The sequence below is a fragment of the Altererythrobacter sp. CAU 1644 genome (assembly GCF_029623755.1).
GTDB classification, from domain to species: Bacteria; Pseudomonadota; Alphaproteobacteria; order Sphingomonadales; family Sphingomonadaceae; genus Erythrobacter; species Erythrobacter arenosus.
Genome location: NZ_CP121106.1, coordinates 2,931,138 through 2,948,974, shown reverse-complemented (window position 1 = coordinate 2,948,974; position 17,837 = coordinate 2,931,138). Strand labels below are relative to the sequence as shown.

Annotated in this window: 18 protein-coding genes; 11 read left to right on the top strand and 7 right to left on the bottom strand. The window is 64.6% G+C overall.

Features of this window, described 5'->3' with window-relative positions; genetic code table 11:
• Window positions 1-29: 29 nt before the first annotated feature.
• Genes P7228_RS14655 through P7228_RS14645 form a run of 3 tightly spaced genes read left to right on the top strand, consistent with a single transcriptional unit; the run spans window position 30 to window position 2,576 of the window.
• Window positions 30-1,637 (top strand): long-chain fatty acid--CoA ligase, encoded by a 1,608-nt coding sequence (locus P7228_RS14655; RefSeq protein ID WP_278015970.1) that lies wholly within the window; start codon window positions 30-32, stop codon window positions 1,635-1,637.
• Window positions 1,624-2,148 (top strand): GNAT family N-acetyltransferase, encoded by a 525-nt coding sequence (locus tag P7228_RS14650; protein ID WP_278017784.1) that lies wholly within the window; start codon window positions 1,624-1,626, stop codon window positions 2,146-2,148. Before P7228_RS14655 ends, P7228_RS14650 begins: the two co-directional genes overlap by 14 nt.
• The gene (locus P7228_RS14645) at window positions 2,145-2,576 is read left to right on the top strand and encodes a DUF1330 domain-containing protein (protein ID WP_278015969.1); all 432 of its coding nucleotides are present in this window, start codon (window positions 2,145-2,147) and stop codon (window positions 2,574-2,576) included. Before P7228_RS14650 ends, P7228_RS14645 begins: the two co-directional genes overlap by 4 nt.
• On the opposite strand, the gene P7228_RS14640 is transcribed toward P7228_RS14645, so the two are convergent.
• Both P7228_RS14640 and P7228_RS14635 read right to left on the bottom strand, forming a co-directional pair.
• Window positions 2,573-3,583, bottom strand: a complete 1,011-nt coding sequence (locus P7228_RS14640) for a phosphatase PAP2 family protein (protein ID WP_278015968.1) — start codon at window positions 3,581-3,583, stop codon at window positions 2,573-2,575. The genes P7228_RS14645 and P7228_RS14640 overlap by 4 nt on opposite strands.
• Before the next feature lie 36 nt (window positions 3,584-3,619).
• On the bottom strand, window positions 3,620-4,729 hold the full coding sequence (locus P7228_RS14635) for a PA0069 family radical SAM protein (RefSeq protein ID WP_278015967.1): 1,110 nt from the start codon (window positions 4,727-4,729) through the stop codon (window positions 3,620-3,622).
• Window positions 4,730-4,757: 28 nt separating this feature from the next.
• Between P7228_RS14635 and P7228_RS14630 the strand changes: the two genes are divergently transcribed.
• The gene (locus P7228_RS14630; RefSeq protein WP_278015966.1) at window positions 4,758-5,333 is read left to right on the top strand and encodes a YcxB family protein; all 576 of its coding nucleotides are present in this window, start codon (window positions 4,758-4,760) and stop codon (window positions 5,331-5,333) included.
• Here P7228_RS14630 and moaB read toward each other — a convergent pair.
• The 3 genes from moaB to P7228_RS14615 are packed head-to-tail and all read right to left on the bottom strand — an operon-like array spanning window position 5,320 to window position 8,354.
• Window positions 5,320-5,847, bottom strand: a complete 528-nt coding sequence (moaB, locus tag P7228_RS14625; protein WP_278015965.1) for a molybdenum cofactor biosynthesis protein B — start codon at window positions 5,845-5,847, stop codon at window positions 5,320-5,322. The two genes, P7228_RS14630 and moaB, sit on opposite strands and share 14 nt — an antisense overlap.
• Complete coding sequence (locus P7228_RS14620; RefSeq protein WP_278015964.1) at window positions 5,831-7,600, bottom strand: lytic transglycosylase domain-containing protein; 1,770 nt, start codon at window positions 7,598-7,600, stop codon at window positions 5,831-5,833. Before P7228_RS14620 ends, moaB begins: the two co-directional genes overlap by 17 nt.
• Window position 7,601: 1 nt before the next feature.
• Window positions 7,602-8,354 carry a uracil-DNA glycosylase family protein gene (locus tag P7228_RS14615; protein WP_278015963.1) on the bottom strand — a complete coding sequence of 251 codons (753 nt, stop codon included), beginning with the start codon at window positions 8,352-8,354 and terminating at the stop codon, window positions 7,602-7,604.
• A 92-nt stretch (window positions 8,355-8,446) separates the two neighbouring features.
• On the opposite strand from P7228_RS14615, the gene P7228_RS14610 reads away from it, so the two are divergent.
• The 7 genes from P7228_RS14610 to P7228_RS14580 all read left to right on the top strand — a co-directional run bounded on the left by P7228_RS14610 (window position 8,447) and on the right by P7228_RS14580 (window position 16,359).
• Window positions 8,447-10,096, top strand: coding sequence for an electron transfer flavoprotein-ubiquinone oxidoreductase (locus P7228_RS14610; RefSeq protein WP_278015962.1), 1,650 nt, complete (start codon window positions 8,447-8,449; stop codon window positions 10,094-10,096).
• Complete coding sequence (locus P7228_RS14605; protein WP_278015961.1) at window positions 10,048-10,926, top strand: 4-(cytidine 5'-diphospho)-2-C-methyl-D-erythritol kinase; 879 nt, start codon at window positions 10,048-10,050, stop codon at window positions 10,924-10,926. The genes P7228_RS14610 and P7228_RS14605 overlap by 49 nt, the downstream gene beginning before the upstream one ends.
• Window positions 10,923-11,657: an N-formylglutamate amidohydrolase gene (locus P7228_RS14600; RefSeq protein ID WP_278015960.1), complete on the top strand. Its 735-nt coding sequence runs from the start codon at window positions 10,923-10,925 to the stop codon at window positions 11,655-11,657. The genes P7228_RS14605 and P7228_RS14600 overlap by 4 nt, the downstream gene beginning before the upstream one ends.
• Before the next feature lie 74 nt (window positions 11,658-11,731).
• Window positions 11,732-13,453, top strand: coding sequence for a dihydroxy-acid dehydratase (ilvD, locus tag P7228_RS14595; protein WP_278015959.1), 1,722 nt, complete (start codon window positions 11,732-11,734; stop codon window positions 13,451-13,453).
• Window positions 13,434-13,775: a hypothetical protein gene (locus tag P7228_RS14590; protein ID WP_278015958.1), complete on the top strand. Its 342-nt coding sequence runs from the start codon at window positions 13,434-13,436 to the stop codon at window positions 13,773-13,775. Before ilvD ends, P7228_RS14590 begins: the two co-directional genes overlap by 20 nt.
• On the top strand, window positions 13,775-15,166 hold the full coding sequence (locus P7228_RS14585) for an NAD(P)H-hydrate dehydratase (protein WP_278015957.1): 1,392 nt from the start codon (window positions 13,775-13,777) through the stop codon (window positions 15,164-15,166). Before P7228_RS14590 ends, P7228_RS14585 begins: the two co-directional genes overlap by 1 nt.
• Complete coding sequence (locus tag P7228_RS14580) at window positions 15,163-16,359, top strand: class I SAM-dependent RNA methyltransferase (RefSeq protein WP_278015956.1); 1,197 nt, start codon at window positions 15,163-15,165, stop codon at window positions 16,357-16,359. The genes P7228_RS14585 and P7228_RS14580 overlap by 4 nt, the downstream gene beginning before the upstream one ends.
• On the opposite strand, the gene P7228_RS14575 is transcribed toward P7228_RS14580, so the two are convergent.
• Together P7228_RS14575 and P7228_RS14570 are read right to left on the bottom strand one after the other, a co-directional pair.
• Window positions 16,356-17,138 (bottom strand): hydrolase 1, exosortase A system-associated, encoded by a 783-nt coding sequence (locus P7228_RS14575; protein WP_278015955.1) that lies wholly within the window; start codon window positions 17,136-17,138, stop codon window positions 16,356-16,358. The two genes, P7228_RS14580 and P7228_RS14575, sit on opposite strands and share 4 nt — an antisense overlap.
• Entirely contained in the window at window positions 17,135-17,833 is a 699-nt protein-coding gene (locus P7228_RS14570) for an alpha/beta hydrolase family protein (protein ID WP_278015954.1), read from the bottom strand. Before P7228_RS14570 ends, P7228_RS14575 begins: the two co-directional genes overlap by 4 nt.
• Window positions 17,834-17,837 lie beyond the last annotated feature (4 nt).

Genomic DNA, 17,837 nt, shown 5'->3' with positions numbered 1-17,837 from the left:
GGCAAAGCGAAACGGGAAGAGGAACGGCAATGCCCACTGGATCTTTGGGAGCTATGCAAGACTGGAGCATGCGGATCACGCATGTGATCGACCATGCCGCGCGCGAGGCCGGTTCACGCGAGATCGTCACGCGCTGGGCCGATGGCAGCGAGACCCGCACGAACTGGGCGGAAATCCGCTCCGACGCGCTCAAGATGGCGCAGGCGCTGCTGGCGCTGGGCATCAGAAAGGGCGACCGCGTCGCGAGCCTGGCGATGAACCACTCGCGTCATTTGGTCAGCTGGTACGGTGTCGCCGGGATGGGCGGGGTGCTGCACACTGTCAACCCGCGCCTGTTCGACGACCAGCTCGAATACATCGTCAACCACGCCGAGGATAAGGTGCTGTGTTACGATGCGGCGTTCCAGCCCATCGTCGACCGGATGAAAGAGCGCTGGACCACGGTCGAGCACTACATCTGCTACGATTCGGGCGAGCATTCGCCCGCTTTCGAAGAATGGATCGGCGAGCAGGACGGCGATTTCGAATGGGTCGCCGGGGACGAACGCGACCCTTGCATGATCTGCTACACCTCGGGCACCACCGGCAATCCCAAGGGGGTTCAGTACGAGCACCGCTCGACCATGATGCACGCGATTGCCGGGCTTCAGCCAGCGGCATTCAACTTCAGCAGCGCCTCGGTGATGTTGCCGGTCGTCCCGATGTTCCACGCCGCGAGTTGGGGCCTGCCCTATGCCGGCGCCATGGCCGGGATCAAGTTCGTGTTCAGCGCGGTCAACGATCCGGCGGTGCTGCACGAACTGATGATGCGCGAGAAAGTAACCGACAGCGCGGGCGTACCGACGGTCTGGCTGGCGCACTTCCAATATTGCGACAAGGAGGGGATCGACCTGCCGCCGCTCAAGGCCGCGACGATCGGCGGTTCTGCCTGTCCGCGTTTCATGATCGAACGGCTGATGAAGAACGGGACCCGCGTCCAGCATGCTTGGGGCATGACCGAGACCAGCCCGATTGGCACGGTCGGCGGCCCGACCTGGGATTGGGACCAGCTCAGTTTCGAGGAGAAGGTCGACAAGACCGCGATGCAGGGTCGCCCGATCTTTGGCGTCGAACTGCGGACGGTCGATCTCGACGACATGATGACCGAATTGCCACGCGACGGAGTAGCCTCTGGTGCGCTCCAGATCCGCGGCCCGTGGATCATCAAGCGCTACTTCAAGGCCGAGCAGGACGCGGTGAACAACGAGGGCTGGTTCGACACCGGCGACGTCGGCATCATCCACCCGGACGGAACGCTGCAGCTGACCGACCGGACCAAGGACGTGATCAAGTCTGGCGGCGAATGGATCAGCTCGGTCGAACTCGAGAATGCGGCGGTGGGCCACCCGGCGATTGCCGAGGCCGCCTGCGTTGGCATGTTCCACCCCAAGTGGGACGAACGCCCGGTCCTGTTCGTGGTGAAGAAGGAAGGCACCGAATTGACGCAGGACGAGGTGATCGACCACCTCAAGCCGCTGATCGCCAAGTGGTGGTTGCCTGACGCGGTCGAGTTCATCGACGAAATTCCGCACACGGCGACCGGCAAGATCAGCAAGAAGGACCTGCGCGACCAGTTCAAGGACTATAAGCTTGCCTGAAATTGCAATTCGGCCTGCGCTTCCCGGTGATGCGCAGGCCATTTGCGATATCTATGCCTACCACGTCGCGCATGGCACCGCGACGTTCGACACCGAAGCGCCGGACGTTTCCTTTTGGGAAGGAAAGATCGCGGACATCGGCGGACGTGGTTGGCCGTTCCTCGTTGCTGAAGGCGCGAATGGGGTGCTCGGATATGTTTATGCCACCCAGTTCCGTGACCGCGCTGCCTATGCGCATACTTGCGAGAACAGCATCTACGTCGCCGAAAATGCGCGCGGCGCGGGCGTTGGATCCAGATTGCTTGGCGAGTTGATCGCTGCGGCGCGCATAGCGGGGTTCGAGCAGATGATCGCGGTGGCTGGCGGGGGTGAGCCCGCCTCGGTCGCACTCCATGCGAAGCTCGGTTTCGTCCACGCCGGCAGGATGCGCAATGTCGGCTTCAAGTTCGGGCGTCGGCTCGATACCGTCTACATGCAGTATGATTTGACGCAGGGAGGATTGCCCCAATGAGCGACACCTACATCGACCCCAGTCCCGCCAACTTCCAGGCCTTCAAGGACCTGCCGCGCGACGAGCCGATCCACATGCTCAACCTGCTGCTTTATCGGGACCTCGCCGAATATCCGGAAGGTCACGAGCACCATGGCAATGGCTGGAGCGGGCGGCGTGCCTATGAGGAATATGGCAAGACCAGCGGTCCGATCTTTCGCCGAGTCGGGGGCGAGATCGTGTGGCGCGGGGCCTTCCAGACCATGGTGACAGGGCCGGAAGACAAGCGCTGGCACGATGGCTTCGTTGCGCGCTATCCCAACGCCGGCGCCTTCTTCGAGATGATCAAGGATGCCGATTACCAGCTCGCAGTTCAGAACCGCACGGCGGCGCTGGTCGACAGCCGCCTGATTCGCTTCAAACCCGGTGACGCGGGCGCAGGATTCTAGGCGGGATTGGGAACAGGCTGCGCGATCGAAACCGGTTCGCCAGGTCGATCCGCGAAGAAAAGCAGGCACAGGCGGTAGACGCTGAAGGCAGCAATTGCCCCGACAATGCCATCGACCGCGTAGTGCCAGCCGAGCGCAATCGACAGCGTGAAGATCACGGCCCAGGCCGCGAGAGCGACGGGGAGCCAGCGGCGGCGCAGCACATAGGTTGCGATGACGACCCAGCTGCTGGTCGTGACATGCATCGAAGGCATGGCGGAGATTCCGTTGCCGGCACCGAAGCTGCCGCTTTCGTAGAAATCCCACAAATATCCGGCGACCGCCGCTGTTTCGGGATTGTTCTGCATGGCCGCGAAGCGCGGCCCATAGCCCATGGCTTCGTAGAAGATCGGTCCGACAGCTGGAAGCAGGCTGTGCACGATTGGCGCGACCAGCGACCACAGCACGAAATAGCTCACGATAATCGCCGATCGTTCCCGCGAGGCGGGAGCGAAAGTTGCAACCAACAGGGCGATCGCGATCGTGAAGAACCACACCGGATGGTAGATCAGCCCTGCGAATGGGACATTGGCCCAGTCGAGCAGCGTCCACGGATCGTGGCCGAAGAACAGGGCGTTATCGAACAGAGCAAGCAGCGGGTCAGCCCAGAACGGCACCAGTTGGTTGAGCAATGGCTTGATCCACATGAAGGTGATCATGTTGAGGCCTGCAAGGAGGATCAGTAGCGCGGCTTGCAGGATTGCACGCCAGTCCTGCTGTACCATTCTCGCTATCGCGGCCGCCGGGCTGGGTTCCTTGCGAGCGACCATGTGCGCAAAGGCGCCGATGGCTGCGAGGATTGCGGCAGCCGCCATCCATGCAGGCAGAATAGCGAGGGCGGGGGCGAGGTCCGCCGGTGAATTCGCGTACCAGGCGGCAAACAGGGCAGGGCAGAGCGTAAGCAGAACGCACAGCGCCCATGCTCGCCCGTCGAGCGCGTTCGAAACCGTGATTGTCTCACTATCCATCAACGGCGGGCTTAGTCGATCTTGGTAAACAGCGGGTTAGAGCAAGCGCAGCTGCCCGCCGGTTTCCGGGGCACGGAACTGCGTGCAATCGAGTTCGAACCGTTCGCCCATCGTGCTGCTCATCGCGGTACTGCTGATCCCGGCGCGTTTGCAGGCGATGCGAAAGCGGGTCCGGAACAGCTCCGCCCACACGCCGGTGGGTTTGAGCCGAGTAAAGAAGTCGGGGTCGTTATCACGGCTCGAGCGAATCGAGCGAACGATGCTCATCACCTTGCCCGCCCGCTCGGGGTAGTGGACATCGAGCCATTCGCGGAACAGCGGCGCGACCTCGTGCGGCAGTCGCAGCGGGATCCAGCCCGCGCTGTTCACACCCATCGCGGCGGCGCGCTGGATGATCTCCTCCATGAATTCGTCGGTAATGGCGGGGATGATCGGGGCGATCGAGCAGTGCGCCGGGATGCCAGCGTCGACCAGCTTGCCCAAGGCCGCCATCCGCTTTTCCGGGGCTGCGGCGCGCGGTTCGAGCTTGCCCGAAAGCTTGGGATCGAGGGTCGTCACCGAGATAGCGACCGCTACGAGTCGCCGTTTCGCCATTTCGGCGAGCAAGGCGATGTCATCGAGCACCCGATCGGACTTCGTGGTTATGGTCACCGGATGGCGCGCATCGAGGCAAACCTCGAGCACCTGGCGGGTTATCCGGTAATTTCGCTCGATCGGCTGGTAGGGATCGGTGTTGGTCCCCATCGCGATCGGCTTGGGCCGGTAGCGCGGGCTGGCGAGCGTTTTTCGCAGGATTTCTGCGGCATTCGGCTTCGCAAACAGCTTGGTTTCGAAGTCCAGGCCCGGCGATAGATCGTGATAGGCATGGGTAGGGCGGGCAAAGCAATAGATACAGCCATGCTCACAACCGCGATAGGCATTGATAGAACGATCGAAGGCAATGTCGGGCGACTGGTTGAAGCTGAGGATGGTCTTGGGATTTTCCTCGGTCACAGTCGTACGCAGTTTCACGGGTGGGCCATCGAGGAGCTCCACATAGTCGCGCCAGTCGCCGTCCACCTCGCGTTCGTTCAATCCAAAGCGCGTCGGCACCTTGTCGGACTGCGCGCCGCGCCCGTGAACCTCAACTCTCCTCGGTTTGCTCATGACGTGCAGAATAGAACAAATAAGGAACATGGCCAAGCGATTCGCTGTTGCTTCCACGGGCGTGGTCGCTAGCTTCGAGGCGATGGAACGCAGTGCCAGCTATCAAATGACGGAAGCGGACGTTGTCGCGGTCGCGCGCATCGCGGTGAAGCGCAACCTCTCGCGCCCTACAACCATGGCGGTGCTGCTGGCACTCTACTGTACCATCATCCTGCTCTTGTACTTCCTGGTGGGCCCCGAGCGGGCGGCCCCCTTGCTGATCGCCGCGGTCATAGCGCCACCCATTGCGATCTGGTTGATCCTGCGCTTCCTCTTGCCGCTGCAGGCGAAAGCGCATTTCCGGCAAGCCAAGGCGCTGCAATGCGAAACGCAGGTCAACTGGGACGAGGCCGAAGTGACCCTGGCCAGCGAGCGTGGGACGACGCGACTCGAGTGGTCGGACTTTCGCCAGATCATCGATCGCAACGGCTATTTCGTGCTGTTCCAGAGCGACATGCTCTACAATGCAGTGCCTCAGGCGCCGATGGGCGAGGAACGGGCGGAGGATTTCCGGCGTCTCGCCGGTCTCGCACCGCGGGCTGCGCCGGGCGTTACTGCTCCCTGAGTCGCGGCATCAGTTCGACGAAATTGCACGGCCGGTTGCGGCTGTCGAGCTGCTCGGCAAGGATGCCGTCCCAGCCATCCTTCACCGCGCCGTTCGAGCCGGGCAGCGCGAAGATGTAGGTTCCGCGAGCAACCACCGCGCAGGCGCGCGACTGCACCGTGCTGGTACCGATGCTCTTGTAGCTGAGCCAGCGAAACAGCTCGCCGAACCCCTCGATCGTCTTGTCCTTGACCCGGTCGAGCGCTTCGGGCGTCACGTCGCGTCCGGTGAGGCCGGTGCCCCCGGTCGAGACGATCGCGTCGATTCCGGGATCGTCGATCCACGCGTTGAAGCGATCCGCCAGCACGGCCGCATCATCCTTCTCGATAACGCGCGCGACGAGGTGATGGCCCGCCGACTTGACGCGTTCGGCAAGGATGTCGCCCGAGGTGTCGTCCGCCGCGGTCCTGGTGTCGGACACGGTCAGCACGGCAATGTTGATCGGCTTGAAGCTCTTGTCAGGGTCGATTGGCATCTCGACCACCGGCCATACGCTGGCTGGCGAGGTCTGGGAAGAGGGGCCAGATCCCCTGGGCAAGCGCTTCGCGGCTGGGCGAACGCACGCCTGCCTGACGCTCGTACATCCAGTAGTTGCGCATCACGATCGCGACATAGCCCCGCGTCTCCCAATAGGGGATCGATTCCATGTAGAGCAGCGGATCGTCCTGGTCCTTGACCTCGTAGTTCCAGCGCGAGATCGGCGTCAGCCCGGCGTTGTAGGCGGCCATGATCTTGGGCAGGTAACCCTGCGTGGCAGGATCGTCGCGCAGCATCTTCAGATTGCGCTGGCCGAAGGCGAGATTGACCTCGGGATCGTTGAGATTGACGTAGCTCGCATTCATCTCGAGCCGCGGCGCATGCTGGCGCACGGTGATCGGGGTGATCTGCATCAGCCCGCGCGCATTGGCCGGGCTGACCGCGCGGGTGCGGAAGTTCGATTCCTGCAAAGCGTGAGCGAAGGCCAGCGCCGGGTCGACCTGCCACCCGGTCGTCGGGGTCCACTTGGCGGTCGGAAAACGCAAGGCCGGTTCGGCGCGGGTGCCATAGGGCGCGTTGTGCGCCATCCAGAGCTGAGTCTGCGGCATCCCGAGCTCGCGCGCGAGGCGCGACAGCGCACCGTAATCGCGCGGATCGCCGATCCTCGCCTGGTGCCGCAGCACCTCGTCGGCAAGGCCCGACTGGCCGATCTCGTTGAGTGCGACAGCGACGCGGATATTGGGTTCGTCGCGCAGCTTCTGCCAATCCTCGGGCGTGAAATCGGCGGCGGCGTGCTGGGCCGGAAGGTCGATTCCGAGCTGTTCGAAGGCGAGCATGCCATAAAGCGTCTCGTCGAACCGCGCGGCAGCGCGCAAATGCTTGTCCGCATCGGCCGGTTGCCGGCAGCGGGTATAGGCTCGTCCGGCCCAGAAGTGCGCGGCCGAGGTCAGTTCGGGATTGGTCGCCTGCGCTGCCGAACGGGCGAAACTGTCGCCGGAAAGCTTGCAATCCCCCAGCCGCCATGCGGCAAGGCCGGCGACCCATTCACCCTCGGCGACCCAGGCGCCTGAACCATCGGCCACGGTGCGCGCCATGCCAAGTGCGGCGGCGTCGTTGTTCTCGATGTAATAGCTCCAGGCGACCCGCTGGCGCCACTCGGCGCGCGCCTCGGAACTCAGTGAGGCGTCGATCCCGTCGAGCAGCAGCCGTGCGCCGCCCGGATCGTCGTTCTTGATCCGCTCGAGGATCTCGCTGCGCACCGTTTCCGGCATGGTCCCGTCGGAGACCGTGCGCGGCAGGATGCGCTTGGTCGCATAGGGCTGGCGCTGGAACGACCGTTCGCTCGGCATCGCGGGAAGCGTTTCGAGCCCGCGTTTGAGCCCGATCCGCCCGATCTGTTCGCTTTGCGGCAGCAAGGTGCCCTTGTCGAGCCACGCGGCGGCCTGCTCGGCCGTGACAGCCGGGCTGGTGGCCGCGGTGTAGAATTCGGCGGTTGCAACCTGGTGGAGCGGCCCGTCCGGGCGATCCTTCAGCAATTGGTCGACCCTGGTCCATTCCTCGCGGTCGATCGCGCGAAACAGGTCGGCGTAATATTCCCGCTCGCCCTTGCTCAGCAGTTCGGGAACATTGGTGTTGGCCATGCGTGCGCGGAAATATTCCGCGCTCGTGTTCGCGCTGGCCTGAGTTGCCGGGAAAAGGGTGCTGCCAGCCAACAATGCGGCTGCGAAAATCCGAACGCCCTTGGGGTTCATGTCAGTCTGCCGTCCAATCGAGCCATCTATGCCAGAAACGGGCCTTGAGCCTGGGCATTGCCATCATGCTCTCGAGCCCTTCTGCTACCAATATCGGTATGCTTCGCCCGTCATGGTTTATTTCTCGTAAAGAGTGAGGGCCTTGCGCCGCATTGTGCCCCAAAAGCGGCGGGAGGTTGGCGCCGAAGGCCACGATCCGGCGCGGCGCCACGAGGCCGACGTGGTGGAGCAGCACTTCGCCGAGGCCAGACTGCGCCAGCGTAGCGCCATCGGCCATCGGTGTGTGCCGGGGCAGGGCGGATGCGAGATAGACCGCATCTTCCTCGAACCCCATGGCCGCGATGATTCGCGACAGCAGCCGACCCTGCGGTCCCGACAGCAGCTTGTCGCTGTCCTGCTCCTCCGGATCGGTAACAAGAAACATTAGATCGGGTGATGCCGCGCCCCACGGGGCGATCCTCCCGCGCGGTCCGATCGCATCGAGACCGGGGGCCGTGAGCCAGAATTCGCGAAATGCCTCAAGCGTCGTGGGCGGTTGGGGACCCAGCAATGCGATCTTTTCGGCGGGCGCTGCTGCCTGCTCGGGCGCGCTCTTGCGCACGGCAACGGCCGGTTCGGGCGCAGCTTCTGCAGGTGCTGCCGCGGCTAGCCAATCCGTAGCGTCATCGGAAAAGTCGAGGTCGACACCGGCATCGCGCCACCAATCGAAGGCGGCAGCGATATCGCTCGCATCAAGGGGGTTCTGGTCATCCATCGGCGCTCCAGCAGGTCTTGACCTTCCGAGGGCCAGCAATCAAGGCATGACCGGAAGGTTGAACACGAAAAATTTCGAGGGCTGGAAGCACCATGAGCGAACGTGAATCGATGCCATGTGATGTCGTGATTGTCGGCGGTGGGCCAGCGGGGCTCGCTGCGGCGATCCGCTTGAAGCAGGTCAATGACAGCCTCGAGGTGGTCGTCCTCGAGAAGGGTTCGGAGATCGGCGCGCACATCCTGTCGGGCGCGGTGGTCGATCCAAAGGCGCTCGAGGAGCTGTTCCCCGACTGGCGCGACATGAACTGTCCGATGGCGGAAACGCCCGTGACCGACAATTGGCACTGGGTGCTTTCGAAGGGCGGCAAGACCTCGCTGCCGCACATCATGATGCCGCCGCTGATGAGCAACCACGGCTGCTACACGGGCTCGCTCGGCAATCTCACCCGCTGGCTTGCCGAACAGGCGGAAGGGCTGGGAGTCATGGTCTTCCCCGGCTTCCCCGCGGCAGAAGTCATGTTCAACGATGCGGGCGCTGTCATCGGCGTGATCACACAGGACATGGGCGTAGCGGCGGATGGCTCGCACAAGGGCGATTACCAGCCGGGCATGGAGATCCACGCCAAGTACACGCTGTTTGCAGAGGGTGCGCGCGGCAATCTGACCAAGAAGCTCAAGGCCAAATACGAACTTGAAGCCAATTGCCAGCCGCAGGTCTATGGCATCGGCATCAAGGAATTGTGGGACATCGATTCCGACAAGCATGTGCCCGGCCGTGTGATCCACACGCAGGGCTGGCCGCTGTCGGAGACCGACAATTGGGGTGGCGGCTTCCTCTACCACCAGGCCAATGGCCAGGTCGCGCTCGGCTTCGTGACGGCGCTCGACTACAAGAACCCCTACGTCTCGCCCTACCAGGAATTCCAGCGCTGGAAGAAACACCCGGCGATCCGCGAGTATCTCGAGGGTGGCAAGCGTGTCGCCTATGGCGCGCGCGCGATCAACGAGGGTGGCTGGCAGAGCATTCCCAAGCTCGCCTTCCCGGGCGGCGCGTTGATCGGCTGCGCCGCGGGCTTCGTCAACGTGCCGCGCATCAAGGGCAGCCACACCGCGATGAAGAGCGGCATGCTGGCAGCGGAAAGCGTCGCGGCTGCGATCGGCGCTGGCAGCGAGCACACCGAGCTGGGCGATTACGAAGCGAACCTGCGCGCAAGCTGGATCGCCACCGAGCTGAAGCTGGTCCAGAATGCCGAGCCGGCAGTGGCCAAGTTCGGCGGCAAACTGGGCACCATCATCGGCGGGCTCGACATGTGGATGCGCACGCTCAAGATCGGGCTGCCGATCAGCATGAAGCATCACCGCGACTACGAGGCGCTGCAGCGGGCCGACCTGTACCAGCCGATCGATTATCCCAAGCCCGATGGCGTGGTCAGCTTCGACCGGCTGACCAATGTGGCATTCTCGTTCACCAACCATGCGGAGGACCAGCCGAACCACCTCAAGCTGCTCAACCCCGAGCTGCAGAAGGAAAGCGAGCTGGGCGTATTTGCCGGGCCTTCGACCCGCTATTGCCCGGCCGGCGTCTATGAATGGCTGGTCGACGAGGATTCGGGCGAGCCGCGGTTCCAGATCAACTCGCAGAACTGCGTCCACTGCAAGACCTGCGATATCAAGGACCCGAACCAGAACATCGAATGGATCACGCCCGAAGGTGGCGGCGGCCCGAACTACCCGAATATGTGACGCCTTTGGCGCTCACCGAAACCGCTTACGCCAAGATCAACCTCGCGCTGCATGTCCGCAGGCGGCGCGAGGACGGTTATCACGAGCTCGAAACGCTATTCGCCTTCGTCGATTGCGGCGATGTCCTGACCGCGCAACCGGCCGAGCAGGATCGCGCGGAAACGATCGGCGAGTTCGCAGCGAATCTCGACAACCCCTTCGACAATCTCGTCTGGCGCGCGCTGACCGCGCTGCCGCGACCTCAGGGCCTGCATATCTCGCTCGAAAAGAACCTGCCGGTCGCCGCGGGGCTGGGCGGAGGATCGGCTGACGCCGGGGCGGTGTTCCGGATCGTCGAGGCGATACACGGCTTGCCCGACGACTGGGAAGAGCGTGCCGCCCGGCTCGGTGCCGACGTCCCAGCCTGCGTGCGCAGCGAAATGGCGATCGGGCGGGGCACCGGGACCGAACTCGAGCCGGTCGAGAACGACATGGCGGGCATGGCGGTGCTGCTCGTCAACCCACGGCAACCGGTCCCGACCGGGCCGGTGTTCAAGGCTTGGGCCAGTGTTGGGGATGGCGCAGATCGCGGACCGCTCCCTGATGGCCCCGCCAGCCAGATCACCCGCGAGGGCCGCAACGACCTGCAGGCTCCGGCAGTCACGATCTGCCCGGCCATCGCCGACGTGCTCGAGTCGCTCAATGACACCGATCCCTGGCACGTCGCCATGTCGGGTTCGGGCGCGACCTGCTTCGCGCTCTACGAAAGCGCCGCACAGCGCGACAAGGCCGCGGGAATCCTCAGCGAACTGGAACCGCAATGGTGGCAGATGGTAGGATCGCTGAGATGATTCTTGACGACAAACCCTATCGCCAGGTCGGCACTGTCAAGCGCGGCGGTCTCGTCTGCGTCGCCGACCACGCGTCGAATTACGTTCCGGACGACATCGAACTCGGCATTCCGCGCGAACTGCTGACCCAGCACGTCGCGCTCGACATCGGGATCGAGGGGATTGCCGACCGGATTTCGCGGCGCCACGGCGTTCCCGCACATATCGCCTGCGTCAGCCGCCTGGTGTGCGACCTTCACCGCGAGGAAGATCACCCCAAGGTCGTGCCGACCGAGAGCGACGGGCACCTGATCCCCGGCAATATCGGGGCAGATGTCGAAGCCCGGCTCAAGCGGTTCCATCGCCCCTATCACGCGGCGCTCGCCCACTGGCTCGATGCGATCGAACCCGATTTGATCGTATCGCTGCACAGCTTCACCCCCGAGATGGCGACTTGCGACAAGCATCGCCCATGGGAGGTCTCGCTGCTGTACAACGAGGATGACCGCGCCGCGCGCCACGCCGTTCGCCTGTTCGGCGAGCTTGGCCTCGAGGTGGGCGAGAACGAGCCCTATTCGGGGGCCGAGCTCAACGCGACGATGAACCGCCATGCCGAGGCGCATGGTCGCCCCTACATGTTCCTCGAGATCCGACAGGACCTAATTGCGACCCGCGCCGATCAGGCGCGCTGGGCGGCGATGGTCGCCGATGTGGCGGGGCGGGTCGACCTCGCGCTCAAGGCCGAAGCCTGAGCGATAGCAGGGTTGCGTTCGCCCCCAAGTAGGGGCAGGGCGCGTTTCGTGAATCCTTGGATACGGGAAACAATATGTCCAGCCGCTTCGACAAGTCGAAACTTCCTAGTCGTCACGTCTCGGTTGGGCCCGAGCGGGCGCCACATCGGTCCTACTATTATGCGATGGGAATGACCGAGGAGGAGATCGCGCGACCCTTCGTAGCGGTCGCGTCTGCGGGGAACGATTCGGCGCCATGCAACACGGCGCTCGACGCGCAGGCGAATATTTGCCGCCAGGGTGTGGTCGATGGCGGCGGCACGCCACGCCGGTTCAACACGATCACTGTGACCGATGGCATTGCGATGGGCCACCAGGGGATGAAGAGCTCGCTCGTCAGCCGCGAAGTGATCGCGGATTCGATCGAACTCTCGGTGCGCGGGCATTGCTATGACGCGCTGGTCGGATTCGCGGGTTGCGACAAGAGCCTGCCGGGCATGATGATGGCCATGCTGCGGCTCAATGTGCCTTCGATCTTCGTATATGGCGGTTCGATCCTGCCGGGCACTTTCCATGGCGAGGATGTGACCGTGGTCGATGTTTTCGAGGCGGTCGGTCAGCACGCCGCGGGTAATTGCCCGCTGCAGGAACTGATCGCGCTGGAGAAGGTCGCCTGCCCCGGCCACGGCGCCTGCGGTGGTCAGTTCACCGCCAACACCATGGCCTGCGTTGGCGAGGCCATCGGGCTCTCGCTGCCGAATTCGAACATGGCACCCGCTCCTTACAAGTCGCGTGAGGAGGTCGCTATCGCGGCCGGCAAGCAGGTGATGGAACTGCTCGCGCGCAATCTCCGTCCGCGCGATATCTGCACCAGGGCTGCGTTCGAGAACGCCGCGCGCGTGGTCGCCGCGACCGGCGGTTCGACCAATGCGGCATTGCATCTGCCAGCGATGGCGAGCGAATGCGGGATCGAATTCGATCTCTTCGACGTCGCCGAGATATTCAAGTCGACGCCCTATATCGCCGACCTCAAGCCAGGCGGAAAATATGTCGCCAAGGACATGCACGAAGCAGGCGGCGTTTACATGCTGATGAAGACGCTGCTCGATGGCGGTTTCCTCGATCCCGAGCCAATGACGGTTTCGGGCAAGACGATCGGCGAGAATATCGAAGAGGTCACCTGGAACCCCGACCAGAAGGTGATATTCGAGGTCTCGAACCCGATCACGCCGACAGGCGGCGTCGTTGGGCTGAAGGGTTCGCTCGCTCCCGACGGGGCGATCGTTAAGGTCGCAGGGATGCATCGCTTGCAGTTCAGCGGTCCGGCGCGCGTCTTCGATTGCGAGGAAGATGCGTTCGAAGCGGTCGAAAACCGCGACATCGCCGAAGGCAGCGTGATCGTCATCCGCTACGAAGGCCCCAAGGGCGGGCCGGGAATGCGCGAAATGCTCTCGACCACGGCTGCACTCTACGGGCAGGGAATGGGCGAGAAGGTTGCGCTCATCACCGACGGGCGGTTTTCGGGCGCTACCCGCGGCTTCTGCATCGGGCACGTCGGCCCCGAAGCCGCAGAGGGTGGTCCGATCGCGCTGGTCGAGGATGGCGATATCATCAGCATCGATGCCGAGGCTGGAACCATCGATCTCGAGGTCGATGCCGATGTGCTCGAGGCGCGTCGGTCTGGCTGGCAGGCGCGCACCAACGACTATCAGTCGGGCACCTTGTGGCGCTACGCCCAGAATGTCGGGCCCGCCTACAAGGGCGCGCTTACCCATCCCGGTGCAAAGGCCGAGCGTCATGTCTATGCGGATATCTAGCGCGCTCCTAACGCTTGTCCTGGTCTCTGCTTGCTCGGGCGGGACGGAGAGCGAAGAACCGCAAGGTGAAGCGATCGATTGCGCGCTTGCCGGTGCAGCCGAGTTCGAGCGCGTCTGTACCTATGAAGAACTGCTCGAGGAGCAGCAGGTGGTCATCTGGCATCCCGATGGCGGCTTCCGGCGCTTCGACCTGCTGCCGGGCGGTGCTGGCGTCGCCAGCGCGGACGGTGCCGAGCAGGTGATCCAGGGCATCATGGGCGGTATGCTCGAGGTAACGGTCGGGGATGACCGCTACCGCCTGCCAACGGCACCGATGCCGTGATGGCCGGGCGCGAGGTCCTCACCGTCGCGCAGATGCAGGCCGCCGAACAGGCGGTGTTCGATCAGGGTACCAGTGTCGATGAACTGATGCGCATCGCAGGCGAGGGTGCCGCCGAATGGGTCTGGCGCATTGCCGCGGGGCGCAGCGTTACCGTCCTGTGCGGTCCGGGCAACAATGGCGGCGATGGATATGTGATTGCCGAGGCGCTGCGCAAGCGTGGGCTCGCGGTCGGCGTCGTCGCCCCGGTCGAGCCCAAGACCGATGCCGCGCGCAATGCCCGGTCGAATTATCGCGGCGAGGTCCGCACTGCCGGAAACGGAACCCGCGGGGATGTGTTGGTCGATTGCCTGTTCGGTTCAGGGCTCGCCCGGCCGCTGTCGGGCGAACATGCGCTCATGCTGCGCGACCTTGCGGAGCGGCACCATCACAGCGTTGCCATCGACCTGCCGTCAGGCGTCGAGAGTGACACTGGCGCGCTACTCAACGAGCGATTGCCGCATTACGATCTGACCCTGGCGCTCGGCGCCTGGAAGTTCGCGCATTGGCGGCTGCCGGCGCGCGCTGCGATGGGCGAGATCAAGCTGATCGAAATCGGCGTCCCACCGACACCGGGTGCGGCGCAGCTGATCACGCGGCCCAGGTTGAATGCGCCCGAGGCCGAATCGCACAAGTACCGGCGGGGGCTCTGTGCGGTCGTCGGTGGCGCGATGCCCGGCGCCTCGATCCTGGCGAGCAAGGCCGCAATGCGGGCTGGGGCGGGCTATGTGAAGCTGCTGTCGGACAATTGGCATGACAGCGCGCCTGCCTCGCTGGTGATCGACGACAACATGCTGGAGGATGCGCTTGCCGACGAGCGGCTTGCGGCGGTGCTGATCGGTCCGGGGCTGGGGCGGGGCGAGATCGCGCGCGACAGGCTCGCTTGCGCGCTCGAAAGCAAGGTTGCGGCGGTTCTCGATGCGGACGCGCTGCACCTGATCGACAGCGGTTCGCTTCCATCCGATGTGCCGCTGCTGGCGACCCCGCACGATGGCGAGCTGGATGCGCTGTGCCGCACATTTTCCGTCGTTGCCTCGGGGCGGCAGGACCGCGCGCAGGCGCTCGCCAAGGTCAGCGGGATGGTCATTCTTGCCAAGGGGCCGGACACCATTGTGGCAGCACCGGATGGCAGGCTGGCTCTCGCGCCGCCCGCATCGAGTTGGCTGTCGAGTGCCGGGACCGGCGATGTGCTTGCGGGGATTGCGGTCAGCCGGATGGCGACCGGACGCGATGCCTTCACGGCGGCCTGCGAAGCGGTGTGGCTGCATGGCGAGGCCGCCCGGCAGGCTGGCCCGGCTTTCACTGCCGACGAGCTTGCACATTGCGTTTCGGGCGCTATCGCCGCCGCATTGTGAGTAGCACTGGCACGATTATTCGCATCGCCGCGAAAGGCGATGGCGTCACGGCGGATGGCCGGCACGTGGCTGGCGCCGCGCCGGGAGATATTGTCCGCGAGGACGGCAGCCTCGAGCCTGGACCGCATCACGCCACGCCACCCTGCCGCCATTTCGCCAACTGCGGCGGATGCCAGCTGCAGCACGTCGATGACGAGGCGCTGCGCCAGTTCGTGACCGACCGCGTGGTCAACGCCGCCGAGGGGCAGGGGGTGGCCATCGGACAGCTGCTGGACACGCATCTCTCGCCGCCCCGGAGCCGCCGCCGCGCGACGCTCCACGCGATGAAGGCAGGCAAGGGCGCAGTCGTCGGTTTCCGCGAGAGCGGATCGCACCGTATCGTCGATCTGGCCGAATGCCATGTCATTGCGCCGGAACTGTTCGCGCTGGTCGAACCGCTGCGCCAATTCGTCGCCAAGCATGGCGGCAAGGGCGCGGTCGATATCGAGCTGGCACTTGTCGACCAGGGCGTCGATTGCAGCCTCAAGAATCTCGCGCTCGAGGGCCTCGCGGCGACCGAGGCGGCGCTCGAATTCGCACAGGACAATGGCCTGGCGCGACTGACACTCGACCAGGGATACGGTCCCGAAGCGATGTGGGAGCCGGAGCAGCTTTCCGTCACCTTCGCGGGCGTGCCGGTCCCCTTTCCCAGCAGCTCCTTCCTGCAGGCGACCCGCGATGCCGAAGAGCTGATGGTCGCAGATGCCAAGCGCACGCTCGAGGGTGCGAAGACCATCGCCGACCTGTTCGCCGGGCTCGGCACCTTTGCGTTTCATCTGGCCGGCCCGGCCAAGGTGCTTGCGGCCGAAGCGGCCCGCGATGCCCATCTCGCCTGCAAGACGGCCGCGGGGATCAGCGGCAAGCCGGTGCATGCGCTTCACCGCGACCTCTTCCGCAATCCCTTGATGGCTGACGAGATCTCGCGCTTCGATGCCGTCCTGCTCGATCCGCCGCGCGCGGGGGCCAAGGATCAGATTGGCCGTATCGCGGAAAGCAGCATTGGCCGGGTGGCCTATGTCAGCTGCAACCCGTCGAGCTGGGCGCGCGATGCAAAGCGCCTCGTCGACGCCGGGTTCAAGCTGGAGCAGCTACGCCCGGTCGGCCAGTTCCGCTGGTCGACCCATGTCGAGCTGACAAGCTACTTCGCGCGCTAGGCGCGCAGCGCGACGAGCAGTTGTTCGCGCAGCCATTCGCGCGCATGCGGTTCGACATAGCTGTGGCCCGCCCCCTGGCAGCGGAAGACGCGGCTGTCTTGCTTGTCCCAATTGGCATCGAACAATTGTGCGGTCCGGTCGGAGCCGGCGAGAAGGATCCGCACATGCCCACCGTAGCCTGACAGCCCTTCGCGCATCTCTTCGGCAAGCCCCGTCGCTTGGGCACCCGGCCGGATCGATTGCCCTATCCCGCGCACGAGCTTGCCGAGGTCGACACCGCCCTTCAGCAGACGGGCGACTTCGCTCGGGTTCTTGAGCTTTTCGAGATAGCGCGCGCGGATCGCTTCGGGCGGCGGTGCGGTGTCCCCGCCATCCTCGTCCTCGACCGTCCAGGGGTTGGACAGCACCAGGCCGTCGGCACCCGCCCCGCCGGACAACATCAGAGCGGAGGCCGCATCGCAATTGCCGAAGGCGACGACGCGGTTGATCTGCGGTGAAATCGCGCGAAACGCCTCGAGCGCCGAGCGGATGTCTTTCTCGGAATTGCGAAACCCGCGATTCTCGCCTTCGCTCTCGCCGATTCCGCGGCGGTCGTAGCGAAACACCGGAAAACCCCGGCGGGCTATCTCCGCCGCAAGGTTGGCCTGACCTGAGAAGGCGCCCGAACGTAGCTCGTTGCCGCCGCTCACGATGAGCAGCCCGCTGGTCCCTGGCGCGGTGTCGAGCGTGCCCGCAAGACTGTGCCTGCCGCAGCCGAACTGGAGGGGGAGACGGCTCATTCGGCGCCGTCCGATTTGCCATCGAGCGCTACCGCGATGATCGCGGCGAGGGCGTCGGCCTGCTCCGGGTCCTCGTCCGGCTCTGCCCGAAGCCATAGGCCGGCACCGCCAAGGTGCGATTGCTCGATCACCGCCTGCTTTGGCGACTTGCGGATCTCGGCTGTCTCCAGCTGGTGAAAAAGCTCGGGCCCGAATTCCCAACCGGCAAGCTCCACCCCATCGCTGCGACCCAGTTGCTGCAAGGCGTCGATCGTTTCCTCGCGGCCCGCTTCACGCGAGGCGATGGTACGCGCGCGGAGCAGTGCGCGCAGAATCTTCCCTCCCGTCTGCGGGGCATATTGCCACCCGGGCATGTGGGGAGGGGCAACCAGTGCCCCGCCGCGCAGGCTGAGGACATGCGTCGCATCGAAGTGCCGGGCCGCAGCCTCCGCACTTGCGCGCCAGCTTTCGAGGGTCTGCTCCGCGAGCGGGGCAAGGCTCTCATTTGTCCCGGGAAGATCGGGCAGGAAGCAATCGATCCCGGAAAGATCGAGCCGCCGCATCACCTCGACCGTCATTCGGCGCAGCTTGTTGGCCTCGTCGAACAGGGCCGGAACGACAAGCAGGCGGTGGGATCGCGTATGGTCGAACTGCACCACAAGCTCCTCGCTCGTCCTGCCGGTGGGCAAGGGGCAAGGCCAGGTGGCGATGTTCAAGAGC